A 23234-nucleotide genomic window follows, 5' to 3' on the forward strand; every position below is an offset into this window, starting at 1 on the left:
CGCGGGCATGCAGATGACTTCGGGCGGCAAGCGTATCCCGGGCGCTGCAGGCAACGCGCCCACACCTACCGCACCAACGGCCCCCGCCGTACACGGCGGCAATCTGCACGAAGCCGCCGCGCGTTATGGCCTGCCGTACGCGCAGTGGCTCGATCTGTCCACGGGCATCAATCCGCACGGCTATCCGGTGCCGCCGGTTCCCGCCGAGGCATGGCGTCGTCTACCCGACGACGGCGACGATTTCGCCGCCTGCGCCGCACGCTACTACGGCGCGCCGGACGCCGCCCACGTGCTCCCCGTCGCGGGAAGCCAGGCCGCAATCCGCGCGCTGCCCGCGCTACTGCCACGCGCCCAGGTCGGCATCGCGCCGCTCACTTACAGCGAGTACGCGCCCGCATTCGAACGTGCGGGTCATGACGTCGTGCCGCTGGACGTGTCCTGCGAAACCTTGCCCGACAGACTCACGCATGCGGTTATCGTGAACCCGAACAATCCCACGGCCCAGCATCTGAGCGCCGCGAGACTGTTGCAGTGGCACGCACAACTGCGCGCACGGGGCGGCACGCTGCTGGTCGACGAAGCTTTCGCCGATACGATGCCGTCGGCGTCGCTTGCGGCCGACACCTCTCGCGACGGCCTGATCGTGTTGCGCTCGCCGGGAAAGTTCTTTGGTCTCGCCGGCGTACGCGCGGGTTTCGTACTCGGCTCGCCGACGTTACTCGATGCCTTGCGACAAACGCTCGGTGCGTGGACGGTCAGCGGTCCCGCCCGGCATGCAGTCAAAGCCGCGTTCGCGGACGAAGCCTGGCAACGGCACATGCGCGCGCGGCTCGATGGCGAGAGCGAGCGCCTGACCCACCTGATGCACGCGCAACGACTCGCCACACGCAGCACGCCGCTTTTCGCCTGGACCGACGACACCCGCGCGCCCGCTTTACACGAAGCGTTGGCACGGCGCGGCGTGTGGACCCGACTCTTTACGTCATCGCGCAGCGTGCGTGTCGGCTTGCCCGGCAGCGAGGCGGAATGGGTACGCTTCGAGCAAAGCCTGGGCGAAGCGATTCGGGAAATCGACGCCGCATGATTACGCTGATCCAATCCGTCCTTTTCAACGCGCAGCGCCGATGACCCCACTCACCCGCTTCCTGCTAGCCCTCTCGCTGTGCGCCACGACGCTGTCCGCACACGCCGCGATCACCGTCACCGACGACACCGGCGCGACCGTCACGCTGGCCGCACCCGCGCAACGCGTGATCAGCCTCGCGCCGCACGTCACCGAATTGCTCTACGCCGCGGGCGGCGCTGCAAAAATGGTCGGCGCGGTGTCCTACAGCGACTACCCGCCGGAGGCCAGACAACTGCCGCGCGTCGGCGACAACAAAGCGCTCGACCTCGAACGCATCGTCGCGTTGAAGCCGGATCTGATCGTGGTGTGGCGGCATGGCAATGCGCAACGTCAACTCGATCGTCTGCGCGAATTGCACGTACCGTTGTTCTTCAGCGAGCCGCATCGTCTCGACGACGTCGCCGTGTCGCTAACCAGACTCGGCCAATTGCTCGGCACGTCGTCGACCGCAGATGCCGCGGCCGCCGCGTATCGTCGCGACATCGCGACGTTGCGCACGCAGTACGCGAGCCGGCCGCCCGTCAGCGTGTTCTATCAGGTGTGGGATCAACCGTTGATGACGCTCAACGGCGACCATATGATCAGCGACGTGATCGCGCTGTGCGGCGGCCGCAATGTGTTTGCGAAACTCGAGCCGCTGGTGCCGACGGTTTCGACCGAGGCCGTGCTCGCGGCGAATCCGGAGGCGATCGTGACAGCAGCGCCGGGCGCGACCAAACCCGACACGCAGTTGCCGCAACTCGCCACATGGCGCGCGTGGCCGAGTCTGAGCGCGGTGGCGAACAACAATCTGTTCGCGATCGACGGCGATCTGATCAACCGCCCCGCGCCGCGCATCGCGCAGGGCGCAAAGCAACTCTGCGAAGACCTGGACGCCGCGCGCTCGCACCGCAAGCCCGGCGCGCCGTAAATCCGTCACGCCCGGTTCAGCCTCACCTGGCGCCGACGCCCGTTCATTCGCGAGACGAGCCGCGGGCATGAGCGCAAGGCCATACCGGCGGTTTTGCTCGAGCCGCCCTCACGCATTCCACCTCACCAACGACCACTGCTGCGTTTCGTCATCGCGCCTCAACCAGACGACCCCGGTCATATCCAGCGACCAACGCAGACATCGCTCCAACTGCACGTCCAGCACCAATGACGCGATCACCCGCATCACGCCCGCATGCGTGACCACGTACGCGGGCGACAGCTCGCGCGTCTGTGCGAACGCATCGAGCCAGGCACGCACGCGCGCAACGAATTGCGCGACGCTTTCGCCGCCATGCGCCCGCGCGTGTTCGAAATTGGCGGCCCAGGCATCGAGCAATTCACGATCGATCGCGTCCCAGCGTTGCGTCTCCCAAGCGCCAAAATCCATTTCCTTCAGACGATCGTCGTGACTGATCACGCACCCGAACGCGTTCGCCAGTTCTGTCGCGAGCGCCGAGCAACGCGTGAGCGGACTCGACATCAGCACGCGCGGCGCAGGCACCTGCAAGGTGGCGAGTTTCAACGCGAGCGCGTCGGACGAGACTTCGGCGTCTTCGGCCAGCGCCACATCGCTATGGCCGTAACACACGCCCGCCTCGAGCGCGACGGCGGGATGGCGAATCAGGACGATATCCATGCAAGCCCCACCAGATAGATGCTCAATTCAAAGATCTGCTGCGCGAAGCCGAGACAGTCGCCGGTATAACCGCCGATGCGTCTGACGAAATAGCGGCCCATGACGAAGCGAAGCGCCAGCAGCAGCACGAGCGTCGAGGCAGCGAAGCGCCAGGCGGAAGCGTCGGGCCACTGGGGACCATTCGGCCACCACAGCCACGGCAAGCCGAACAGCACGGCACACATCAACGCCACGCCGCTGAGCCGCTGCGCGACCGGTTTGGCCTTGCCTTCGGCGCGCACGTAGTCGAGCGTCGCCAGATAGCTGATCGCGTACGTGCGGCTCGCTGCGTGCGCGGCAATCATCAGACTTGCGGCGCGCAGCGGCGGCAATGCCACAAGCGTTTGCCACTTCAATGCCAGGGCGATCACGAGAGCGATGGCGCCAAAGGCGCCGATGCGCGAGTCATGCATGATGCGCAGCACGTCGTCGCGTGTATAGGCGCCACCGAACGCATCGGCGCAATCGGCGAGACCGTCTTCGTGAAACGCGCCGGTAACGAGCAACGACGCGGCCATCGACAGCAATACGGCAACGCCGGCCGGAAATACCTGCAGCGCGGCCAGATAGACCAGCGCGCTCAAGCCCCCGACCAGGGCGCCGACCAGCGGAAAATAGCGCGCCGCCGCATTCAGATAATGCGGCTCGAAGCCGACCCAACGCGGCACGGGCACGCGTGTGAAATAGCCGAGCGCCGTGAAGAAGTAGCGCAGTTCCGCGAGCGGATTCATGAAGGGCTCCGGGGCACGCGCCGCGCCGTTTCCGTATGACGGATCACGCGTCGCGATTCGCAACGCCGGCCGATTCGAAGCTGGCCATCTCGTTGACGAACGCGCTCGCCGCACGCAGCAGCGGCACCGCGAGCGCCGCGCCGGTCCCTTCGCCGAGACGCAGATCGAGCGACAGCAACGGCAGTCCGCCGAAATGATCGAGCATGCGGCGGTGCCCCGCCTCGTTCGATGCATGCGCGAACACGCAGTATTCGCGCACGTTCGGCGCGAGCGCATCGGCGATCAGCAGGGCCGACGTCGCGATGAAGCCGTCCACCAGAATCGTCATGCGCGCCTCGGCGGCGGCGAGATACGCGCCGGCCATCATCGCGATTTCAAAGCCGCCGAAAGTGGCGAGCACTGTCAGCGGATCGCCGGACACCTCGTGATGCGCGAGCGCCGACGCCAGCACGTTGCGCTTTTTGGCGAGGCCGGCATTGTCGAGACCGGTGCCGCGCCCAACGCATTCGTCGATCGGTACGCCGCACAGGCGGTTCATCAGACACGCGGCCGACGAGGTATTCGCGATCCCCATCTCGCCGAAGCCGATCACGTTGGTGCCGAGCGCCGCGTGATGCCGCACGCGCGCGGCGCCCGCCTGCATCGCGGCGAGTGCCTGCTGCGGCGTCATCGCCGCTTCGCGCGCGAAGTTGCGCGTGCCGCCGGCGATGGGAATATCGACGAGTCCTTGCGTCGACGGCAACGGCGTCGCGATGCCCGCGTTGACCACTTCGAGTTCGATGCCCGCGACGCGGCTCAACGCATTGATCGCCGCGCCGCCGGCCAGAAAATTCGCGACCATCTGCGCGGTCACCGCTTGCGGATACGGGCTCACGCCTTCGTCGGCAATGCCGTGATCGCCGGCGAACACGATCATGGCCGGACGCTGCACCGTGGGATGCGTGGTGCGCTGGATCAGCCCCATCTGTCGCGCGAGCGTTTCGAGTCGCCCAAGACTGCCCGGCGGTTTGGTCTTGTTATCGATGACGTGTTGCAGCTCGGCCCGCAGCGATTGATCGAGCGGTGCGACTTCGGGCAAACCGGCCTGGCGGGACAAAGAAGTCATAGGTCTATCTGAAAGAGAATGTTTGTTTGGGTAAAACGCTCAGCTTGCCGGTCTATCATGAACCGCAAGCGATTCGTGACGTGCGCGCGGCGCCGGAATCAGCGCCTCGTGCTCGCCGTCGCGAATCAGAATCAGGGGATAACCAAACGCGCGGCTCGTCAGCGTGGGCGTCAGCACGTCGTGCGCGGGGCCGGCATACGCGCCGCCCTCGCCGTCGAGCAATAACGCATGCGTGGCGAAGCGGCGCGCCAGGTTCAGGTCGTGGCACGAAAACAGCACGGTACGGCGCGGCTCTCGGGTCCACGCGGCCAGCGCTTCCAGACAGTCGATCTGATGATGCAGGTCGAGATGCGATAACGGTTCGTCGAGCAGCAGCAAGGGCGCGTTCTGACACAACACCGCCGCCAGCGCCACGCGTTGGCGCTCGCCGCCCGACAGCGACAGCACGTCGCGCGCGGCGAATGCGGTGAGACCCAACAGGTCGAGCGCCGCGTGCGCCGCGTCGCGATCCGCCTCGCCTTCCCACCCCCAGCCGTTCAGATGCGGGAAGCGGTTCAGCATCACGATGTCGAGCACGCTCGCGCTGAATGCGTCGGCGGCGCTTTGCGGCATCAGCGCGCGGCGCTGGGCAAGCGGCAACGGCGGCCAGTCGGCGAGCCGCACGTTGTCGAGCTCGACATGTCCCGCCGACGGTTGCAGCAAACCCGCGAGCGCGGACAGCAGCGTCGTTTTGCCCGCGCCGTTCGGCCCGGCGACGCACCAGATCTCGCCCGCGTAGAACGTGTGCGTGAAGGCGTCGAGCAAGGTGCGCGCGCCGGCGCGCAAGGTCAGACGCTGCGCGCTGAGCGAAGCTCGAGCGGGGTCGTGGGATGGCGTCATCGGCGTTTGCGCAGCAGCATCCACAGAAACACCGGCACGCCGACGATCGACGTAATCACACCGACCGGCAACTGCGCCGGCGCGATCACCGTGCGCGCGATCAGATCCGCGCCCATCACCGCGACGCCGCCGCCGAGCGCCGCCGCCGGCAACAGCATGCGCTGGTCGTTGCCGAACGCGAGCCGCAACATGTGCGGCACGACGAGCCCGACAAAGCCGACGGTGCCTGCCGTGGTCACGGCCGCGGCCGCCGCGAGCGACGCCACCAGATACACGCGCAAGCGCAGCGGCATGACCGCGACGCCCAATGCTTGCGCGGCCGCGTCGCCGCGCAGCAAGACATTCAGACGGGACGCCGCCGGCACGATCGCGACCAGCACGATCACGAGCGCGACGAGTGCGACCCAGGGCATCGCGCCGCCGTTGAGGTCGCCGGTCAGCCAGAACAACATGCCGCGCAAACGGTTGTCGGGCGCGAGGTTCAGCAACAAGGTAATCAACGCGGCCCAGCCCGAGGCGACCACCGCGCCGGTCAACAGCAAACGTGGCGACGTGTCCTGCGGCTCGCCACGCCACAACTCGCGGCGCGCGAGTCCGAGCACCAGCAGGATCGACACGAAGGCGCCGGCGAACGCGCTGGCGTCGACCACCCACCATGCGCAGCCGGCGATCATCGCGACGAGGGCGAAGGTCGCCGCGCCGCCAGACACACCCAGCACATACGGTTCGGCCAACGGATTGCGCAACAGCACCTGCAGCAACGCGCCGGCCAACGCGAGCAGCGCGCCGCACGCGAAGCCGGCCAACGCGCGCGGCAGACGCAGATTGCGGACGATTTCGCCGGCCAGCGCCGCCGACGAATCGCGCGCACTTCCCGCCGACCCATGCCAGGGCAGCAACGCCGCGAGCACGCGCATCGGCGCGAGCGACACGCTGCCGAACGCGAGGGACGCCATCAGCACCGCCAGCGCGATCAGCGCGAGCATGAGCCAGATCGCGGCCGCGCGCTTCGCGTTCATCATGCGCAGCGTGGCGGGCATCGAGCCCGGCTGACGGTTCATTCGCGCGACTCCGGCGAGGCCGGTTCGTCGCGGCGAATCTGGACCGGTCGTGACGGACGCAAAGGACGCGAAGGACGCCACGCCGCGCGGCGCTGGATACGAATAAGCCTTTTCATGGTCCCTGTTCATCGGATTCTAATGAGCGCGGCCGCGCACCCCGTGCGTCGTGACGTTAGAACGCGCGGCCGGATTCATGACGTCATGACGTCATGACGCCGAAGGCGAGATAGTAACTGTTCGACCTTGCGGAATCGGAATAGCGGGTGCGCCGCTTGCGCGCCGCCTTCCCACGCGCGACGCGCAGTGGCACACTCGCGGGTTGAACTTTGAACGCACGATCCGGACTGGTGAATCCGCGCGCGATCTGTTCTGTTAAACGCAGGTTATTGTCCGATGCATGAGTACTTTTTCATCATAAGGTCGATAAAAGCCGGCACAAAGCGATGTTGTTACGTCTCGAAACGAGACAATTGTCGGAACCTGCGACATTCCGCGCTAAAATGCGATGTCTTTAGAGGACGCAGCAGATGCTCACCGAACTCGAATCACTTTCACAAAATATCGGCAAGCTGATCGCGATCAGCCAACGCCACAATGAAGCGCGTCTCGCGCTCGAAGAGCAGCTCGCCCAATCGCGTGCCGAGGTGGAAGCCACGCGCACCGAACTTGCGCTGCTGCGCGAGGAACGCGACGCGCTGCAAGCGGAACGCGACGCCCTGTCCGCGAAAATCGACGACGCTCAGGTGCGCCTGAATGCGATTCTCGAAAAGCTGCCGCGGGCGCGCGCGCACAACGAGCCGGATAACCAGCTCGATCTGCTCGAACCCGCGCAGCACGAAGTCGAAGCGCAGGCCGACGTGACCCGCCACGGAGAAAATGCATGACCACCAAGCAGATCGAAGTATCGATTCTCGGCGTGCCGTATCGCCTCGCCTGCTCGCCGGAAACGGAAGGCGCGCTGCTTGAGGCCGTCGCACGTGTCGACGCCGAAATGTCGAAGATCCGCAATAACAGCAATGTGCGCGGCACGGATCGTATTGCTGTCATGGCTTGCCTGTCGCTGGCATCGGAACTGCTTAAGCTGCAATCGAGCGTGCGACACGGAGAAGCATTTCCCGCAGAAGAAATCCGGCGTACAATGCATCAAATGAACGAACAACTGGGTACTGTGATTCAGCAGTACAGCATGCAGTAAGCACCAGCGGTATCGAGCAGTGTCAAGGTTCCAAGCAGTCGGTCCCGAGATCGGCTGAGAATTCAAACGCAGTGATCGAGTTAGACTCACCCAACGTTTGAGTTCCATCGTTTAAGCTTCATCGGTTTAGCTTCCCTGCCTAGTTCGCCAAGGTCATATATTCCTTGAACCAATGCCATGTGCACGGTTGCGGAAATTTGTAGCACGGGTGTGCGCGTCACTCTGTCTGATGTACCCGAAGTGTTGCTAACTGCGACCAATTCTGAACCCCCGGTTCAGGATGCCGGCCTAGCGGCTAAGGCGGGGACCTTATTTAGAACGGCATCGGACTTCGGTTCGATGCCGTTTTTCTTTGGGTCACGGTTTTTCTCTATGTTGTCAAACCCTTAACGTTCAATTCGATTCATGCGCTACTGGCTAATGAAGTCCGAACCGGACGAAGCAAGCATCGATCATCTCGCCCACGCGCCGCACCACACGTTGCCGTGGACCGGCGTGCGCAACTATCAGGCGCGCAACTTCATGCGCGACATGATGCAGGTCGGCGACGGTGTGCTGTTCTATCACTCGAGTTGTCCCGAGCCGGGCATCGCGGGGCTCGCGGAAGTCTCGTCGACCGCTTATCCGGACCCCACGCAGTTCGACAAGAAAAGCCCGTACTTCGACCCGAAGTCGTCGCAGGAAACGCCGCGCTGGTTGCTCGTCGACGTCGTGTTCAAGAAGAAGATCCCGTTGATTCCCCTCGCCGCGTTGCGCGAACACGAGGAGTTGCAGGACATGCGCGTGCTGGCCCGCGGCAACCGTCTGTCGATCACGCCGGTGACCGAAGCCGAATGGCGCTTCATCGTCAAACGGCTGACGCAATGATGCGTCATGCGCACGCAGTTGCAAGCAAACGTGAAGGCATTGTCAAATTGGGGAACCAAGCTCAGGTTACAAGCGCCTAACGGTCGCGCAAACGTTGTGCCACCGCACAGCGCTTGCTCTTATCGTGCATAACCTGTCCAAGCAAGGAGTCCAACAATGACGAAAAACACCGCACGGGCACTCGCTCTCGCGCTCGTATGCGCTACGCCGGTTGCGCTCGCACTCACGCCGACTCTGGCTCGCGCACAGAACGCCGCGCCCTATCAGCCCGCCGGCGTGCTGTCGCTCAATGCCCAGGCCAGCGCGGAAGTCCCGCAAGACGTCGTCGATATCACGCTGTTCTTCGAGCAGGAAGCGAGCGATCCGTCGGCGCTGACCGCCACGTTAAATCAGCGCGCCGATTCGGCGCTGCAAAAAGCCAAGGGCGTGAGCGGCGTGACGGCCCGCACGGGTTCGTTCTCGATCTATCCGTCCACCGATCGCGACGGCCGCATTTCCGCATGGCGCGGCCGCACGGAGATCGTGCTCGAGTCGCACGACTTCGCTGCCGCATCGAAGCTCGCAGGTCAAATGGCATCGATCATGCAGGTCGGCAACGTGCAGTTCTCGTTGTCGCCGGAAGCCCAGCGCACCGCCGAGCAGAAGCTCACCGGCGAAGCGATCAAGTCGTTCCGCCAGCAAGCGGCTTCGTCCGCGCAGGCATTCGGCTATAGCGGCTATGCGATTCGCGAAGTCAACGTCGGTCAGAACGGTGGCGTGATGCCGCGTCCCATGATGATGATGAGCGCGCGTGCCATGAGCTCGGACGCGAAGATGTCGGCGCCGGTGCCGATCGAAGGCGGTACGTCGACGGTGACGGTCAACGTATCGGGTTCGGTGCAGATGAAGTAATGCATATGGGTTCGGGCGCTGCTTCGTGCTTGTCCGAACCGCTAACGGATGCAAAAAAAGCCACGGCATGCCGTGGCTTTTTTCGTTGAGCGCCCATCATCGATCTATCGTTTGATGACGCTCGATACCGCTGGCTACGATAACCCGTAGCCGCAATCAGTTCGCGCTGACCGCCTGCGCCGGTTCCCGACGCGCACGTCGATAAGACCACACCAGCACGCCGACGCCGACGAGGATCATCGGCAGCGACAGCCATTGGCCCATGGAAAGCCCCATCGCCAGCAAACCGAGGAAGTCGTCCGGCTCGCGGGCAAACTCCACCGTGAAACGCGCGAGGCCGTAGCCGATCAGGAACACCGCGGAAATCGCACCCAACGGCTTCGGTTTGCGCGAGAAAAAGATCAGCACGAAGAACAGCGCGATGCCTTCCAGCGCGATCTCATACAGCTCCGACGGATGACGCGGCAGCATGTGATATTGCGCGAACACTTCGTTCAGATGCCACTGCGCGGCCAGTTGCGGATGCGCGCTGAGCCATGCGGCGTCGTCAGGCGCGGCGCCGGGAAACATCATCGCCCACGGCGACGCCGGATCGGTCACGCGGCCCCACAACTCGCCGTTGATAAAGTTGCCGAGGCGCCCTGCCGCGAGCCCGGTCGGCACCATCGGCGCGACGAAATCGGTGACTTGCAGCCACGAGCGTTTGCGTTGATACGCGAACAGCACCATGGCCAACGTTACGCCGAGGAAGCCGCCATGGAACGACATGCCGCCTTCCCACACCTTGAAGATGTCGAGCGGATGCGCGAAATAGAAGCTCGCTTTATAGAACAGCACGTAGCCAAGGCGGCCGCCGAGGATCGTACCCAGCACGCCGTAAAACAGCATGTCGTCGATATCCTTCACGCTCCAGCCTTGCGCGGCGACGTACGGCAAACGCAACCGCAGCCGGCCGACGACGATCGCCGCGATAAAGGCGACGAGGTACATCAGTCCATACCAGCGCACTGCGAGCGGCCCCAGATGAATGGCAACGGGGTCGAAATTCGGGTGAATGAGCATCGTGTTGTTATGGGCAGTTCAGGTTCAGAAGCGGGTTTTCTAATCGATTCTTTGGGACGGGTGACGGCTTGCGTTGGTCGCCTGCGCACACCGCGGCGCATGCATTGGACGGCGCCGCGTGCAATGCGTTCGCGGCCACGCCGTTAAACATGCCGCGCGCCGGGATGCTGCGCTTCGACGTTAGCGGCATGCGCCCGCGCGATCTCGATGAAGCCCGCCAGCACCGGGCTCACCTCCGCCGTGCGCCAGACCAGCCCCGTTTCGATCGCCGGCACCGACTCGACGAGCGGACGATACACCACGCCGGTGCGGCGCAGATTACGTAACGATTGCGGCACCAGTGCGACACCCATGCCGGCCGACACGAGGCTCACGATCGTCTGCATCTGGATCGCCTCCTGGCCGATGTGGGGCGCGAGGCCCGCCACGCCGTAGCAATCCATAATGATGTCATAAAAGCCAGGCGCCAAACGTCTTGGGAAGATCACGAGCGGCGCGTCGGCGAGCTCGCGCAGGCTGATCGGCGTGTCGAGCCATTCGGCTTCGGGGTCTACGCCAGGGTCTACGTCATGGCCGGCATTGTGCGCAGCGGCCTCGGCCACACGCGCCGCCATACCCGTCGACATCGCGACGATCAGCGGCTCGCGCGCGATCGGCAGCCACGACAACTGCGTGTCGTGGCGCGACGGCAGCGGCGCGATCACAAGGCCCGCGTCGATACGTCCGGCCACCAGTTCGTCTACCTGCACGTTGCTAGTGGCCTCGGTCAGTTCAAGCCGCACGCGCGGATGGCGCGCGCCGAAATCGCGCAGTAGCAACGGCAGGAGCCCGTAGTCCGCGGTCGAGACGAACGCCAGCGACAACACCCCCGCCTCGCCGCGCGCCAGACTCTGCGCAAGCGGCCTCAGCCCTTCGGCACCGGCCAGCAGCCGCTGTACCTCAGGCAGCAGATCCGCGCCCACCGGCGTGAGCTCGACCGAGCGCTTGGTGCGCGCGAACAGCTCGACACCGAGCGTCTCCTCCAGCGCGCGGATGGCTTGCGACAACGGCGGCTGCGTCATGGACAGACGCGCGGCCGCGCGCCCGAAGTGCTTTTCTTCGGCGACGGTCAAGAAATAGCGCAACTGGCGCAGGTCGGGGATGGCGGGCAGCATGCGTAATACATTTTACGACCTAATCGGCCCTCAATAATATATTAGACACGTAGTTTGCAAAACCGCATCCTTGCATTGCGCGTCGGAACTACACTGGATGGACGCAGCAGAACGCAATTCGGCGATACAGACACGCAGCACAGACCAGAACAAAACAGACTGGAGTCCCCCATGGCATACAACCGTCGTTCGAAGAACATCACGCAAGGCGTGGCGCGTTCACCGAATCGCTCCATGTACTACGCCCTCGGCTACAAGAAGGAAGACTTCGACAAGCCGATGATCGGCATCGCCAACGGCCATTCGACCATCACGCCGTGCAACTCCGGCCTGCAGCGTCTGGCCGACGCGGCCGTCGCCGCGGTCAAGGGCGCCGACGCGAATCCGCAGATCTTCGGCACGCCGACCATCTCGGACGGTATGTCGATGGGCACCGAAGGCATGAAGTATTCGCTCGTCTCGCGCGAGGTGATCGCCGACTGTATCGAGACCTGCGTGCAAGGCCAATGGATGGACGGCGTGGTCGTGATCGGCGGCTGCGACAAGAACATGCCGGGCGGCATGATCGGCCTTGCTCGCACCAACGTGCCCGGCATCTACGTGTACGGTGGCACGATCCGTCCGGGCAACTGGAAGGGCGTGGATCTGACCATCGTGTCGTCGTTCGAAGCGGTCGGCGAATTTACCGCGGGCCGCATGTCGGAAGAAGATTTCGAAGGGGTCGAGAAGAACGCCTGCCCGTCGTCGGGATCGTGCGGCGGCATGTACACCGCCAACACGATGAGCTCATCGTTCGAGGCGCTCGGCATGTCGCTGCTGTATTCGTCGACGATGGCCAATCCGGACGACGAAAAAGTCGACTCGGCCGCCGAATCGGCGCGCGTGCTGGTCGAAGCCGTCAAGAAAGACCTGAAGCCGCGCGACATCATCACGAAGAAGTCGATCGAGAACGCCGTTGCGCTGATCATGGCGACCGGCGGCTCGACCAATGCCGTGCTGCACTACCTGGCGATCGCGCACGCGGCCGAGGTGGAATGGACCATCGAAGACTTCGAGCGCATGCGCAAGAAAGTGCCGGTGATCTGCAATCTGAAGCCGTCCGGTCAATACGTCGCGACGGATCTGCATAAGGCCGGCGGCATTCCGCAAGTCATGAAGATCCTGCTCGACGCGGGCATGCTGCACGGCGATTGCATCACGATCACCGGCAAGACGCTGGCTGAAGAGTTGAAGGATGTTCCGGGCAAACCGCGCGCCGATCAGCAGGTGATTTTCCCGATCGACCAGGCGTTGTACGACGAAGGCCACCTCGCGATCCTGAAGGGCAATCTCGCCGAAGACGGCGCGGTCGCCAAGATCACCGGCCTGAAGAACCCGGTGATCACCGGCCCGGCCCGCGTGTTCGACGACGAACAGAGCGCGCTCGAAGCGATTCTGGCCGACAAGATTGTCGCCGGCGACGTGGTGGTGCTGCGCTATCTCGGCCCGAAGGGCGGACCCGGCATGCCGGAGATGCTCGCGCCGACCTCGGCGATTATCGGCAAGGGGCTCGGCGAGAGCGTCGGCCTGATCACCGACGGCCGCTTCTCGGGCGGCACGTGGGGTATGGTGGTCGGCCACGTCGCGCCGGAAGCGTTCGTGGGCGGCACGATCGCGTTCGTGCAGGAAGGCGATTCGATCACGATCGACGCACACAAGCTACTGCTGCAATTGAATATCGACGACGCCGAGTTGCAGCGCCGCCGCGCCGCCTGGCAGCAGCCGAAACCACGCTATACGCGTGGCGTGCTGGCGAAATATTCGGCGTTGGCATTGCCGGCTAACAAAGGGGCGATTACGGGGTGAGGCTTCGCGCGATGGGAATGGCAACGCTGCTCGCGAGCTAACTCGCCTGGGTCATCTGGTTTTGGCAAGTCGAGTGTGAGACTGCGGTCCAGTCCACGCCGGCAATGTATGCCAGGTCGACAAGCTACGTAAAAGCGCAGAGGGGCGCACGGAAAACCGTGCGCCCCTTTCCTTTTATAATGCCTGCACCACGAGTCGGGCATCTGCACCGACGGAGACCAGAATGAAATCCATGTCGCATGCAGCGCTTGCAATTTCCGGCCTGCTGGGCGTTATCTCGAGTGTCTGCAGTCCGTTCGCGCATGCGGAGGCCGCCGCCGGTCTGGCGCTGGCCCAGCAGCAGAACTGTATGAGTTGCCACGCGGTTGCGCGCCCTTTCATGGGACCGGCGCTACATGATGTCGCAGCGAAATATGCCGGCCGCACCGATGCCGCAACTTATCTGAAGAACAAGATTCTGGACGGCAGCGCAGGCGTGTGGGGAATGGTGCCCATGCCCGCGAACACGCAACTCACGCCCGATCAGGCGGCCACGTTGGCGGGCTGGGTGTTGTCGCTGAAATGATGACATGTGCGCATGGGTAAGCGCACACCGTTGAAAAGGCGCTGAAACGCGTGCTCGCGTTTCAAGCCGCCTTCCGTTCCCGCCGAATCACGCGTGGCCTGAGCGCCGCGCGATCTCTTCCTCAACGGCTTCCCGAACCCAGGCGGTCATTTCGGTTTCCAGCGTCAGCGCGACTTCACGCGTGATCTGACTGACCAGCCAGCCCGTGTGCTCCTGCAACGCATCGCGGCAGCGTGCTTCGATGACGCCGCGTCCCTCGCCCGTCAGGAAACCCGCGAAGCGTCCACGTAGACGCTCGGCGATGAGATCCGCATCGAGAGTCGGCTGCGCTGCCGCAGTGGTTTGATGAGCGATGTCGGGCGGCACGCTCGCACCGGCTTCGAATGGCGCAAGCGGCTCGACACGGTTGAAAACGCCGGCATCACGCTCGGGCACATCGTCATGCGCGTGATGATGCGCGCGCGAACGCTTCTTCGGATGATGATCCACGGCATGCGCCGGCGCATGCACGGGTTCCGTCGCGGGCACACGGCCTAGCTCGAGCACCTCGTCCAGCGTCGGCAAGGGCGGCGGCTCGGTCGCGGGTTCCTGGTCGGCCGCGAGCTCATGCGCATGCAGGGTGTCAGGCGCGAGCACCGGTTCGGGCGAAGCCAGGTGTTCCGGCGTCAGCAGCGGCTGCGGCGCGAGTTCGGGTTCTGGGTCTGCGGCGAGGCTGGGCTCGTGTGCCTGCTCGTGCGTCCGCTCAAACACCGGCTCGGTGCGAAAACCCGGTTCGCGCGGCGCCCCGTCGTTAGTGACGGAGTGTTCCGTCGGCACGGCGGTGTCGTTCGACGGGTGCCGCGCCTGTACAGGATTGCCCGGCACGAGAATCTCGCTTAGCACCGGAATCGAATTGTCGTGGGGATCGGACACGTGCACTCTCCCTGTTGGAGTCGAAGCCAAGGCAGGCCGCACCCACGCCGAGTCCTTATGACAGGAAAACCACGCGACGCGGGTGGAAAAGGTCTAGCTGCCTTGCTTGTAGTTGTTCAAAGCATAGCCGCGATCGCGATAGAAACGATAGCGTTCGCGGCCCGCAGCGAGTTCGTCGTGTGCGTTACCGACCACTTCCAGCAATCTTTCGAAGCGGGCGAACTGCGCCGGCACCGTGGCGCCCAGATTGAGCAGCACCTGGTGATGCGGCACGTCGTCGAGATTCGATGCCAGCACGATCGGCGTTTGTGCGGCGAGCGGCGTGCCCGCCATGCAATGCGGCACGAAGTCGAGCGGCGAGAAGCTCCACAACTGTTCGTCGAAAGCCCGCAGACGCTCCGGCTCGGCCAGCACGATGGTCGGCTGGCCCGCCTGATACGCCTTCCGGATCAGGCGGCACGCGTACAGCAGCGAATCGCCGACGTTCGAGTGAAAATCGATCCTCGTCATCGGCGGCTCCGCCTTGCGTCGACAGCCGGGCTGGCACGCCGTTGCACGGCCCGAACCCGGCTCGACGCCGGGTCCGCGACCGCGCTTGCCACCTTACTGCATTGCGTCATTGTGCAGCGCGGTCGATCAGGAACTGCGAGAGCAACGGCACCGGACGACCGGTCGCGCCCTTCGCCGCGCCGCTCTTCCACGCCGTACCCGCGATATCCAGATGCGCCCACGGGTACGCTTCGGTGAAGCGCGACAGGAAGCAAGCCGCCGTCACGCTGCCGCCAGGACGGCCGCCGATGTTCGCCAGATCCGCGAAGTTCGACTTGAGCTGGTCCTGATACTCGTCGTCGAGCGGCATGCGCCAGGCCGGGTCCGAAGCTTCACGCGATGCGTCGAGCAACTCGCCCGCCAACGCGTCGTCTTTCGAGAACAGGCCGCTGTTGTGGTGACCCAGCGCGATAACGCAGGCGCCCGTCAGCGTGGCGACGTCGATCACGGCTGCCGGCTTGAAGCGCTCGGCATAGGTGAGTGCGTCGCACAGGATCAACCGGCCTTCGGCGTCCGTGTTCAGCACTTCGATCGTCAAACCCTTCATGCTGGTGACGATGTCGCCCGGCTTGGTGGCGGTGGCCGACGGCATGTTCTCGACCGCCGCGATGATCGCCACCACGTTGATTTTCAGGCCCATTTCGGCGACGGCGCGGATCGTGCCCAGCACCGAGCCGGCGCCGCACATGTCGTACTTCATCTCGTCCATGCCCTCGCCCGGCTTCAACGAGATGCCGCCGGTGTCGAACGTGACGCCCTTGCCGACCAGCACCACCGGTGCGGCCTTCGCGGCGCCGCCGTGATACTGCAGCACGATGAACTGCGCCGGTTCGACCGAGCCGGCCGTGACCGACAGGAACGAGCCCATCTTCAGCGCTTCGCATTGCTTCTCGCCGAGCACTTCGACCTTCAGCTTCCAGTCTTTGGCGAGCTTCTTCGCGGTGTTGGCGAGGTAGGTCGGCGTGCAGACGTTGCTCGGCAGGTTGCCGAGGTCGCGCGTCAGGTCCATGCCGTTGGCCAGCGCCGCGCCTTGCTTGGCGGCCAGCTTGGCGGCCTTGTCGTCGCCGGTGTTGACACTGAACACGATGCGCTTCAGGGCGCGCGGCGTGGTGTCCGGCTTGCTCTTCATCTGCGTGAACTTGTACGTCAGCTCGCGCAGCGCGAGGATCGCGGCGCGCACGCCCCAATCGGCCGAACGTTCGAGGATAGGCAGTTGGGCCAGCGTGAAGGTGACCTGGACGATCTTGGTGCCCAGCAAGGCGCGCCAGGCGGCACGCGCAGCGTCGCCGTAGGCTTTCTGATTGAAAGCGTCCTGCTTGCCGAGACCGACCAGCAGCACACGCGAAGCGCCGATACCCGACACCTCGTGCAGGAACAGCGTGGAGCCGGCTTTGCCTTCCATATCGCCGGCTTTGATGACACGGGTCAGCAGCCCTTTGGTGGCCGCGTCGATCTCGAGCGCCGCGCCCGAAAGCGTCTGCGACTCGAACACGCCGATCACGATGCAATCGGATTTACCGGTCAGGAAACCGTTTGACGAGCCTTTGGTCCAATCACAGGCTTTTATGCTAAAGTCCATCGCGCTTGTCCTCGGATAAAATCTGGGCTTAGGATGAAAGCCGCAATTATCCGCTATTTTTCCTGCGGCGGCTGCACCGGAGGTGTGACGGGGAGTAACCCTCGCGCCGCTGAGAGCGCCCCCTCTCATCATCAATAATGATCTTCGAACGCTCCCTCCAGCGCGAACTCGCGTACACGGCTGGTGCCGTGTTCATGGTTCTCCTCACGCTCGTGCTGACGACGATGATGATCCGCATCGTCGGCTTCGCGGCCTCGGGCGAGATCGATCCACGCGACGTGCTGGTCCTGATCGGACTGACCGTGATCGGCTACCTGGCGATCATGCTCGTCGCGACCCTGTTCGTGTCGATCCTGTTCGTCCTGACGCGCTGGTACCGGGACTCCGAGATGGTCGTGTGGCTATCCTCGGGCGTCAGTCTGACCCAGTTCATCAAGCCGATCGGTATTTTCGCCACGCCGATCATCATCCTCATCATGTTCTTCGTGTTCGTCGGCTGGCCGTGGTCGAATCAGCAGAACAAGCTGATCCGCGCACGCTTCCAGCAACGCGACGAGGTCTCGCTGCTGGCGCCCGGCCAATTCCGCGAATCGGCCACCAGCCACCGGGTGTTCTTCATCGAGAAGATGTCGCCCGACCAGGGGCACGTGGAAAACGTGTTCGTGACCAGCACCGAGAACGGCAAGGTCAACGTGGTGGTGTCGAAGAACGGGCACACCGAGACGCATAAGAACGGCGACCGCTTCGTCGTGCTGGAAAACGGCCGGCGCTACGACGGCGAACCGGGCCACCCCGACTTCCGCATCATGGAATTCGAGCGCTACGGTGTGAAGATCCAGAGTCAGCCTGTGGTTAGTGCATCGACCACCACCGGTACGTCCACGCTTGCGCTGCTGCGTAATCCGACCAACGAGAACCTCGCCGAATTCGCCTGGCGCGCCGGGCTACCGCTGATCGCGCTCAACCTGATGTTGCTGGCGATCCCTCTCGCGCACCAGAATCCGCGGCGCAGCCGCACCATCAATCTGGTGATGGCGGTGCTGATCTATCTGACGTATTCGAATCTGTTGAACGTGGTGCAGTCGTGGATCGAGCAAGGCAAGTTGTCGTTCGGCGTCGGTCTGGTGGGGCTGCATGTGATCGTCCTCGCGATCGTCGCGTTTATCTTCTGGCTGCGCGTGCGTAACCGTCCGCTGTTCACGCGGGCCATGTTCAACCGTTCGCAGGGGACCTGACCGATGCGCATTTATGAAAGGTATTTCGCGCGTCAGATCTACCTCACGTTCATCTTCATTCTGTTTGCGTTTTCGGGTCTGTTCTTCTTCTTCGACCTGATCAATGAACTGAATTCGGTCGGGCACGGCAACTACAAGTTCCAGTACGCGGTGCTACGGGTCGCGTTGCAAACGCCGTCGCGCTTCTACGAAATCATTCCGGTTGCCGCGTTGATCAGTGCGATTTACGTGTTCGCGCAGATGGCGGCGAATTCCGAGTACACGATTTTTCGGGTGTCCGGGCTCGCGACCAACCAGTCGTTGCGCTCGCTGTTGAAGATCGGCATTCCGCTGGTGTTCGTGACGTATCTGATCGGCGAAGTAGTTGGGCCTTACACGGATCAATTGTCGGAACGGGTGCGGCTGGAGGCGCTGGGGTCGTCGGTGTCGAGCAACTTCCAGTCGGGTGTGTGGGTGAAGGACACGCTCACCGCGCGGGCCGATGGCGAGCAGGTGACCCGCTTCGTGAACGTCGGCGAATTGAAGCCGGATGCGACGATCAGCAATGTGCGGATCTATGAGTTCGATTCGAAGTTCCGCCTGTCGAATGTGCGGATCGCTAAAAGCGGCAAGTATCAGCCGCCGGGCCATTGGCAATTGACCGATGTGACCGATACGCAGTTGATCGATGTGCCGCCTCCTCCCGGGACGCCTGCGGACGCGTTGAATCCGGTTTATCGCGCGACTCAGGTTAGCTTGCCGGAGTATTCGCTGCGCTCGGAATTGACGCCGCAGATTCTGTCCGTGCTGCTGGTGTCGCCGGATCGGATGTCGATGTTCAATCTGTTCCGGTACATCCAGCATCTGACCGAGAATCATCAGGATACGCAGCGGTATGAGATCGCGCTTTGGCGTAAGGTTTTGTATCCGTTTGCGGTGTTCGTGATGCTCGTGTTGTCGCTGCCGTTTGCTTACCTGCATACGCGGGCTGGGGTGGTGGGGGTTAAGGTGTTTGGCGGGATCATGCTGGGGATGAGTTTTCAACTCTTCAACACGCTGTTCTCGCATATCGGCACTTTGAATACCTGGCCGGCGCCTTTGACCGCGGCTACGCCTGGGTTGGTTTATCTCGTGCTTGGGTTGGTTGGGTTGAAGTGGGTTGATCGGCATTAGGGGGGGCCTCCATGGCTACGCATGGGCTTGTTCTGTTTGGGCACGGTGCGCGGGATGCGCGCTGGCGGGAGCCGTTCGAGAGGCTCGTTGAGAAGTTGCGCGTGGCGCGTGCTGGGGATGCCCTGGCTGGGCCGGTTGTGTTGGCGTTTCTCGAGTTGATGGAGCCGGATTTGCCTTCGGCTGTGGGGGTGCTTGCCTCCGGCGGGTGTGAGCGCGTTACCGTTGTGCCGGTTTTTTTTGGGCAAGGGGGGCATGTGCGGAAGGATCTGCCTCTCGTCATTGAGCGCTGTCGCGGGCTTTATCCGTCTGTTCAGATTGAGTGTGTTGGGGCTGTTGGGGAGGATGAGGGTGTGCTTGATGCTGTCGTGCTTTATTGCCTTCGGCAGGTTTAGGTTTTCCGTACTGCGGTTTCTGCGCTTGGTCGTTTGTTCTGGTGTTGCGCCTGCTGCCCTGCTCCTCTTTCTGGCGTCGTGGCGGGGTCGGTTGTTCGCTTTGGGTGTTGGCCTTTTCTTGCTTTGTTAGTGGTCTATTAGTGTTGCCCCTGTGCGGGGCGGCACTAACTTCTCTTTGCCGCGGCAAAGAGAAGTCAGCAAGAGAAAGCCGCTCACACCGCTAATTCTTAAGTGGGTTCCTCGCGCAGTTGCAGTAGTGGTGCATCTGGAATCTGTGTCCTCGCACACTCCGCGCTTGTGACACAGCAGTCATTCTTCCGGCGACGCTGCGCGCGCCGTGGCGGTTGTTCACGCACTGCCCCTGCTAAGCGGGCTCCTCGCGCAGTCGCGGTAGTGGTGCATCTGGAATCTGGGTTCTCGCACACTCCGCGTTCGTGACTCAGCAGTCATTCTTCCGGCGACGCTTCGCGCGCCGTGGCGGTTGTTCACGTACCCCCCTGCTAAGTGAGGTCCTTGCGCAGTTGCGGTAGTGGTGCATCTGGAATCTGTGTTTTCGCACTCTCCGCGTTCGTGACACAGCAGTCATTCTTCCGGCGGCGCTTCGCGCGCCGTGGCGGTTGTTTGCACAAGGTGGTCTCGTCCACATTCGTGGTCGACAAACGGCGGGCAGTTATCCCGGTTCGCGCCATGCGCTCGCCGGGATGGGGCGACTCGAAACCGGTGGGCTCGCCACGGCGGAACGCTTGCGTGGCTCCGGGATTTGCTCGTCGCCTCCTACGCCAGGCCTGCGGATAATGGATCGCCCAACGCGAGTTAATGCGTAATCACCAGGTGTCGAAAATTACCTTTGAAGCGCACTCGCCGGATCGGCATCGGCTCGGTCGCGCCAGTGCCCGCGCCGTTCTTCGCAGCTTTCTGCGCGGCCTTCGCCAGAAGCTTCGCAGCATGGCGGGCAGTGATGCGGCGCTCGGGAATTCCCTGTGCATCCAGCGCGATGATCTGATACAACTCGCGGTCAGTCTCGACTTCCTGCTGGTAGTTCTCAGTCGTGTCGATCAATACGCCCAGTAGCGTTCGCTGGCGTGCTATTTCGTCTCGCGTAATAGCCGGACTTCTGTATATCGATGTCGCAAGCGTGACCAGTTTTCCCAGGTTTGCGATCTGCCGGTCGACGAGTTCAAAAGCCGATAGCGCGAGTTTTTCATACTGGATGGCGTCGACAGGCGGCCGCGACGCGCTTCGAGAATTCGTGGGGGATTTGCTCATATGCGATCTCCAATTGCTGACCTGGATCGCCCGACACGCGCTTGCAAAAGTGGTGAGCGGGCACAGTAACAAGGTTGGCAGCCCGGTCGAACACCATCACCGGCAGACCCAGAAGGTCTCCTTGCCACGGCCCGCCCTCGAATTGAGACGCGCAGAAGCTATCGCACGTCTGCTTGCGCAGAAGCACGGGTGATGTTCTGTTTGCAGGCCGCCAAGCCTGTCCGTCGATGTATCGACGGCGAAACCAAGTCTAAAACGTATCGCGCCGGCAGTGATTGCCTGCCCGGGCTAAATGCATCCCGCGGCGCCACGTTCTGAAATTTCCCAGGCGTTAGTTCACGGGAAAGGGCATGTGCCGCGAACTTCGAGGCATTTGAATGAACATCGGCATACGAAAACGGCGTGCGGGATGAGGAGCAAACCCGAGCGTTAAATGGACTTGATTGAGCAAGTTTGGCGATGACTGCGGGACGTCCGAGACGGGGCGAATTGATTGCCTATCGGCGACGTCGTGCCAACGAGAGCGCGGTTTTCAGTTGCTCCGCCAACGCAGCGGCAGGCATCCGCTCCAGAGATTGCAGCATGTGAACAAGCGCTGCGGCGCGCGCAGCGTTGCCGGAAGAATGACTGCTGTGTCACAACCGCGACGGCGCGCGAAGCGCCGCTGGAAGAATGACTGCTGTGTCACGAGCGCGGAATGCGCGAGAACCCGGATTCCAGATGAGCCACCACCGCGACTGCACGCGAAACCCGCTTAGCAGGGGCAGTGCGTGAACGACCGCCACGGCGCGCGCAACGCCGCCGGAGGAATGACTGCTGTGTCACGAACGCGGAATGCGCGAGAACCCGGATTCCAGATGAGCCACTACCGCGACTGCGCAAGAAACCCGCTTAGCAGGGGCAGTGCGTGAACGACCGCCGCGGCGCGCGCAGCGCCGCCGGAAGAATGACGGCTGAGTCACGAACGCGGAGTGTGCGAGAGCACAGATTCCAGATGAGCCACTACCGCGACTGCGCAAGGCCCCCACTTAGCAGGAACCTGTCCGCATTTTTGTGTGCGAGGCGGTTTAAAGATTTCTAGCCACGTGCGAGCGTGAAGCGCTCGCCAAACAGGATAGCAAACTGGTTCATCGCCGCTTTCCAGTCGAATGCAGCTCTCACAGACTTGGCCAGCACGTTACGTAGCGCCAGCCACAGCAGCTTGATGGCGGCCTCGTCGTTGGGGAAGTGGCCTCGGGTCTTGATGATCTTGCGCAGTTGCATGTTCAGACTCTCAATGGCGTTGGTGGTGTACACGACCCGGCGTATCTCCGCAGGAAACACGAAGAACGGCGTGACGTGCTCCCAGGCACGCTGCCAGGATTGCACGATGGTCGGATACTTCGTTCCCCATGGCCCTTCGGCGAAGTCCTGCAGGGCCTGCTGTGCCGCCTGTTCGCTCGCGGCTGCATAGATCGGCCGCAGCGCGGTGGCGACGCTCTTGCGGTCCTTGTGGCTGGCGTACTCCAGACTGTTGCGGATCAGATGCACGATGCAGGTCTGCACCGTCGTGCGGGGGTAGGCCGCGCCAATCGCCTCGGCCAGTCCTTTCAGTCCGTCGACCACGGCGATCAGGATGTCCTGGCAGCCGCGGGTCTTGAGGTCATTGAACACCTTGAGCCAGAACTTCGCGCCCTCGGTCTGCTCAATCCACAGGCCAAGCACATCGCGCTGGCCGTCGGCCTGGATACCCAGCGCCAGATAGACGGCCTTGTTGCTCACCACGCCGTCGCCACGGATCTTTACGCGTAGTGCGTCGAAGAACACCACCGGGTACATCGGCTCGAGTGGGCGGCTTTGCCAGGCAAGCGTTTCAGCCATCACTTCGTCAGTGACCGAGCTGATGAAGTCGGGTGAGACCTCGGTGCCATAGCTTTCGGCCAGAAACGCCTGGATCTCGCGCACGCTCATGCCGCGTGCGTACATGGCGATGATGCGCTCATCGAAGCCCGTGAAACGACGCTCGTGTTTGGGAATCAGG

23 protein-coding genes and 1 other RNA gene are annotated in these 23234 nt (G+C 63.2%); 12 read left to right on the plus strand and 12 right to left on the minus strand.

The genetic code is table 11. The features are described 5' to 3' along the window. The first annotated feature begins 13 nt into the window (after window positions 1–13). Together cobD and BX591_RS10360 are read left to right on the plus strand one after the other, a co-directional pair. Window positions 14–1084, plus strand: coding sequence for a threonine-phosphate decarboxylase CobD (cobD, locus tag BX591_RS10355; RefSeq protein WP_111930934.1), 1071 nt, complete (start codon window positions 14–16; stop codon window positions 1082–1084). A gap of 40 nt (window positions 1085–1124) precedes the next feature. Further along, complete coding sequence (locus BX591_RS10360; RefSeq protein ID WP_111930837.1) at window positions 1125–2036, plus strand: cobalamin-binding protein; 912 nt, start codon at window positions 1125–1127, stop codon at window positions 2034–2036. Window positions 2037–2144: 108 nt separating this feature from the next. Here BX591_RS10360 and cobC read toward each other — a convergent pair whose 3' ends face one another. From cobC to BX591_RS10385, 5 genes are read right to left on the minus strand one after another with little or no spacing between them, the layout of a single operon-like run. Further along, window positions 2145–2735, minus strand: a complete 591-nt coding sequence (cobC, locus tag BX591_RS10365; protein WP_111930839.1) for an alpha-ribazole phosphatase — start codon at window positions 2733–2735, stop codon at window positions 2145–2147. After that, the gene (locus tag BX591_RS10370; protein ID WP_111930841.1) at window positions 2720–3505 is read right to left on the minus strand and encodes an adenosylcobinamide-GDP ribazoletransferase; all 786 of its coding nucleotides are present in this window, start codon (window positions 3503–3505) and stop codon (window positions 2720–2722) included. Before BX591_RS10370 ends, cobC begins: the two co-directional genes overlap by 16 nt. 43 nt (window positions 3506–3548) lie before the next feature. Next, window positions 3549–4610: a nicotinate-nucleotide--dimethylbenzimidazole phosphoribosyltransferase gene (gene cobT / locus BX591_RS36900; RefSeq protein WP_111930843.1), complete on the minus strand. Its 1062-nt coding sequence runs from the start codon at window positions 4608–4610 to the stop codon at window positions 3549–3551. A 39-nt stretch (window positions 4611–4649) separates the two neighbouring features. After that, window positions 4650–5489, minus strand: a complete 840-nt coding sequence (locus BX591_RS36905) for an ABC transporter ATP-binding protein (RefSeq protein WP_111930845.1) — start codon at window positions 5487–5489, stop codon at window positions 4650–4652. Then, window positions 5486–6550, minus strand: coding sequence for a FecCD family ABC transporter permease (locus tag BX591_RS10385; RefSeq protein ID WP_111930847.1), 1065 nt, complete (start codon window positions 6548–6550; stop codon window positions 5486–5488). The genes BX591_RS36905 and BX591_RS10385 overlap by 4 nt, the downstream gene beginning before the upstream one ends. 527 nt (window positions 6551–7077) lie before the next feature. Between BX591_RS10385 and BX591_RS10390 the strand changes: the two genes are divergently transcribed. From BX591_RS10390 to BX591_RS10410, 5 genes are all read left to right on the plus strand, one after another. Further along, window positions 7078–7434 carry an ATPase gene (locus BX591_RS10390; protein ID WP_111930849.1) on the plus strand — a complete coding sequence of 119 codons (357 nt, stop codon included), beginning with the start codon at window positions 7078–7080 and terminating at the stop codon, window positions 7432–7434. Further along, window positions 7431–7745 carry a cell division protein ZapA gene (locus BX591_RS10395; protein ID WP_035552510.1) on the plus strand — a complete coding sequence of 105 codons (315 nt, stop codon included), beginning with the start codon at window positions 7431–7433 and terminating at the stop codon, window positions 7743–7745. The genes BX591_RS10390 and BX591_RS10395 overlap by 4 nt, the downstream gene beginning before the upstream one ends. A gap of 129 nt (window positions 7746–7874) precedes the next feature. Further along, window positions 7875–8056, plus strand: a non-coding RNA gene (gene ssrS, locus BX591_RS10400) — 6S RNA. Between the two features lie 94 nt (window positions 8057–8150). Beyond that, window positions 8151–8612 (plus strand): EVE domain-containing protein, encoded by a 462-nt coding sequence (locus BX591_RS10405; RefSeq protein WP_111930851.1) that lies wholly within the window; start codon window positions 8151–8153, stop codon window positions 8610–8612. Window positions 8613–8768: 156 nt separating this feature from the next. Next, complete coding sequence (locus BX591_RS10410) at window positions 8769–9503, plus strand: SIMPL domain-containing protein (RefSeq protein ID WP_111930853.1); 735 nt, start codon at window positions 8769–8771, stop codon at window positions 9501–9503. 156 nt (window positions 9504–9659) lie between these two features. Here BX591_RS10410 and lgt read toward each other — a convergent pair whose 3' ends face one another. Then, window positions 9660–10565, minus strand: coding sequence for a prolipoprotein diacylglyceryl transferase (gene lgt, locus BX591_RS10415; protein ID WP_111930855.1), 906 nt, complete (start codon window positions 10563–10565; stop codon window positions 9660–9662). A gap of 143 nt (window positions 10566–10708) precedes the next feature. Next, window positions 10709–11719, minus strand: a complete 1011-nt coding sequence (locus BX591_RS10420; RefSeq protein WP_111930857.1) for a LysR family transcriptional regulator — start codon at window positions 11717–11719, stop codon at window positions 10709–10711. Between the two features lie 171 nt (window positions 11720–11890). Here BX591_RS10420 and ilvD point away from each other — a divergent pair, with 171 nt between their 5' ends. Both ilvD and BX591_RS10430 read left to right on the plus strand, forming a co-directional pair. Further along, window positions 11891–13564: a dihydroxy-acid dehydratase gene (gene ilvD, locus BX591_RS10425; protein ID WP_111930859.1), complete on the plus strand. Its 1674-nt coding sequence runs from the start codon at window positions 11891–11893 to the stop codon at window positions 13562–13564. A gap of 223 nt (window positions 13565–13787) precedes the next feature. Further along, complete coding sequence (locus tag BX591_RS10430; RefSeq protein ID WP_111930861.1) at window positions 13788–14129, plus strand: c-type cytochrome; 342 nt, start codon at window positions 13788–13790, stop codon at window positions 14127–14129. Between the two features lie 87 nt (window positions 14130–14216). On the opposite strand, the gene BX591_RS10435 is transcribed toward BX591_RS10430, so the two are convergent. From BX591_RS10435 to BX591_RS10445, 3 genes are all read right to left on the minus strand, one after another. Next, window positions 14217–15041, minus strand: coding sequence for a DUF2486 family protein (locus BX591_RS10435; RefSeq protein ID WP_111930863.1), 825 nt, complete (start codon window positions 15039–15041; stop codon window positions 14217–14219). 93 nt (window positions 15042–15134) lie between these two features. Next, complete coding sequence (locus BX591_RS10440; RefSeq protein ID WP_111930865.1) at window positions 15135–15551, minus strand: DNA polymerase III subunit chi; 417 nt, start codon at window positions 15549–15551, stop codon at window positions 15135–15137. A 106-nt stretch (window positions 15552–15657) separates the two neighbouring features. After that, window positions 15658–17169 carry a leucyl aminopeptidase gene (locus BX591_RS10445; protein ID WP_035552530.1) on the minus strand — a complete coding sequence of 504 codons (1512 nt, stop codon included), beginning with the start codon at window positions 17167–17169 and terminating at the stop codon, window positions 15658–15660. A gap of 137 nt (window positions 17170–17306) precedes the next feature. Here BX591_RS10445 and lptF point away from each other — a divergent pair, with 137 nt between their 5' ends. Genes lptF through BX591_RS10460 form a run of 3 tightly spaced genes read left to right on the plus strand, consistent with a single transcriptional unit; the run spans window position 17307 to window position 19948 of the window. After that, entirely contained in the window at window positions 17307–18404 is a 1098-nt protein-coding gene (gene lptF / locus BX591_RS10450; protein WP_111930867.1) for an LPS export ABC transporter permease LptF, read from the plus strand. A 3-nt stretch (window positions 18405–18407) separates the two neighbouring features. Next, window positions 18408–19556, plus strand: coding sequence for an LPS export ABC transporter permease LptG (lptG, locus tag BX591_RS10455; protein ID WP_105507494.1), 1149 nt, complete (start codon window positions 18408–18410; stop codon window positions 19554–19556). Window positions 19557–19567: 11 nt separating this feature from the next. Then, entirely contained in the window at window positions 19568–19948 is a 381-nt protein-coding gene (locus tag BX591_RS10460; protein WP_111930869.1) for a sirohydrochlorin chelatase, read from the plus strand. Window positions 19949–20761: 813 nt separating this feature from the next. Here BX591_RS10460 and BX591_RS10465 read toward each other — a convergent pair. Both BX591_RS10465 and BX591_RS10470 read right to left on the minus strand, forming a co-directional pair. Next, a complete protein-coding gene (locus BX591_RS10465) occupies window positions 20762–21214 on the minus strand; it encodes a hypothetical protein (RefSeq protein WP_111930871.1) in 453 nt (150 codons plus the stop codon). Window positions 21215–22291: 1077 nt separating this feature from the next. Next, window positions 22292–23234, minus strand: a 943-nt coding sequence (locus tag BX591_RS10470; RefSeq protein ID WP_111930873.1) for an IS256 family transposase, incomplete at its 5' end; no start/stop codon positions are given.

This window comes from Paraburkholderia bryophila (assembly GCF_003269035.1).
Lineage (GTDB): Bacteria > Pseudomonadota > Gammaproteobacteria > Burkholderiales > Burkholderiaceae > Paraburkholderia > Paraburkholderia bryophila.

What these genes read in the sequence shown, in the direction of transcription:
- cobD (WP_111930934.1), top strand. Translation starts at nt 14, where the DNA reads ATGACTTCGGGCGGCAAGCGTATCCCGGGCGCTGCAGGCAACGCGCCC.
- BX591_RS10360 (WP_111930837.1), top strand. Translation starts at nt 1,125, where the DNA reads ATGACCCCACTCACCCGCTTCCTGCTAGCCCTCTCGCTGTGCGCCACG.
- cobC (WP_111930839.1), bottom strand. Translation starts at nt 2,735, where the DNA reads ATGGATATCGTCCTGATTCGCCATCCCGCCGTCGCGCTCGAGGCGGGC.
- BX591_RS10370 (WP_111930841.1), bottom strand. Translation starts at nt 3,505, where the DNA reads ATGAATCCGCTCGCGGAACTGCGCTACTTCTTCACGGCGCTCGGCTAT.
- cobT (WP_111930843.1), bottom strand. Translation starts at nt 4,610, where the DNA reads ATGACTTCTTTGTCCCGCCAGGCCGGTTTGCCCGAAGTCGCACCGCTC.
- BX591_RS36905 (WP_111930845.1), bottom strand. Translation starts at nt 5,489, where the DNA reads ATGACGCCATCCCACGACCCCGCTCGAGCTTCGCTCAGCGCGCAGCGT.
- BX591_RS10385 (WP_111930847.1), bottom strand. Translation starts at nt 6,550, where the DNA reads ATGAACCGTCAGCCGGGCTCGATGCCCGCCACGCTGCGCATGATGAAC.
- BX591_RS10390 (WP_111930849.1), top strand. Translation starts at nt 7,078, where the DNA reads ATGCTCACCGAACTCGAATCACTTTCACAAAATATCGGCAAGCTGATC.
- BX591_RS10395 (WP_035552510.1), top strand. Translation starts at nt 7,431, where the DNA reads ATGACCACCAAGCAGATCGAAGTATCGATTCTCGGCGTGCCGTATCGC.
- BX591_RS10405 (WP_111930851.1), top strand. Translation starts at nt 8,151, where the DNA reads ATGCGCTACTGGCTAATGAAGTCCGAACCGGACGAAGCAAGCATCGAT.
- BX591_RS10410 (WP_111930853.1), top strand. Translation starts at nt 8,769, where the DNA reads ATGACGAAAAACACCGCACGGGCACTCGCTCTCGCGCTCGTATGCGCT.
- lgt (WP_111930855.1), bottom strand. Translation starts at nt 10,565, where the DNA reads ATGCTCATTCACCCGAATTTCGACCCCGTTGCCATTCATCTGGGGCCG.
- BX591_RS10420 (WP_111930857.1), bottom strand. Translation starts at nt 11,719, where the DNA reads ATGCTGCCCGCCATCCCCGACCTGCGCCAGTTGCGCTATTTCTTGACC.
- ilvD (WP_111930859.1), top strand. Translation starts at nt 11,891, where the DNA reads ATGGCATACAACCGTCGTTCGAAGAACATCACGCAAGGCGTGGCGCGT.
- BX591_RS10430 (WP_111930861.1), top strand. Translation starts at nt 13,788, where the DNA reads ATGAAATCCATGTCGCATGCAGCGCTTGCAATTTCCGGCCTGCTGGGC.
- BX591_RS10440 (WP_111930865.1), bottom strand. Translation starts at nt 15,551, where the DNA reads ATGACGAGGATCGATTTTCACTCGAACGTCGGCGATTCGCTGCTGTAC.
- BX591_RS10445 (WP_035552530.1), bottom strand. Translation starts at nt 17,169, where the DNA reads ATGGACTTTAGCATAAAAGCCTGTGATTGGACCAAAGGCTCGTCAAAC.
- lptF (WP_111930867.1), top strand. Translation starts at nt 17,307, where the DNA reads ATGATCTTCGAACGCTCCCTCCAGCGCGAACTCGCGTACACGGCTGGT.
- lptG (WP_105507494.1), top strand. Translation starts at nt 18,408, where the DNA reads ATGCGCATTTATGAAAGGTATTTCGCGCGTCAGATCTACCTCACGTTC.
- BX591_RS10460 (WP_111930869.1), top strand. Translation starts at nt 19,568, where the DNA reads ATGGCTACGCATGGGCTTGTTCTGTTTGGGCACGGTGCGCGGGATGCG.
- BX591_RS10465 (WP_111930871.1), bottom strand. Translation starts at nt 21,214, where the DNA reads ATGAGCAAATCCCCCACGAATTCTCGAAGCGCGTCGCGGCCGCCTGTC.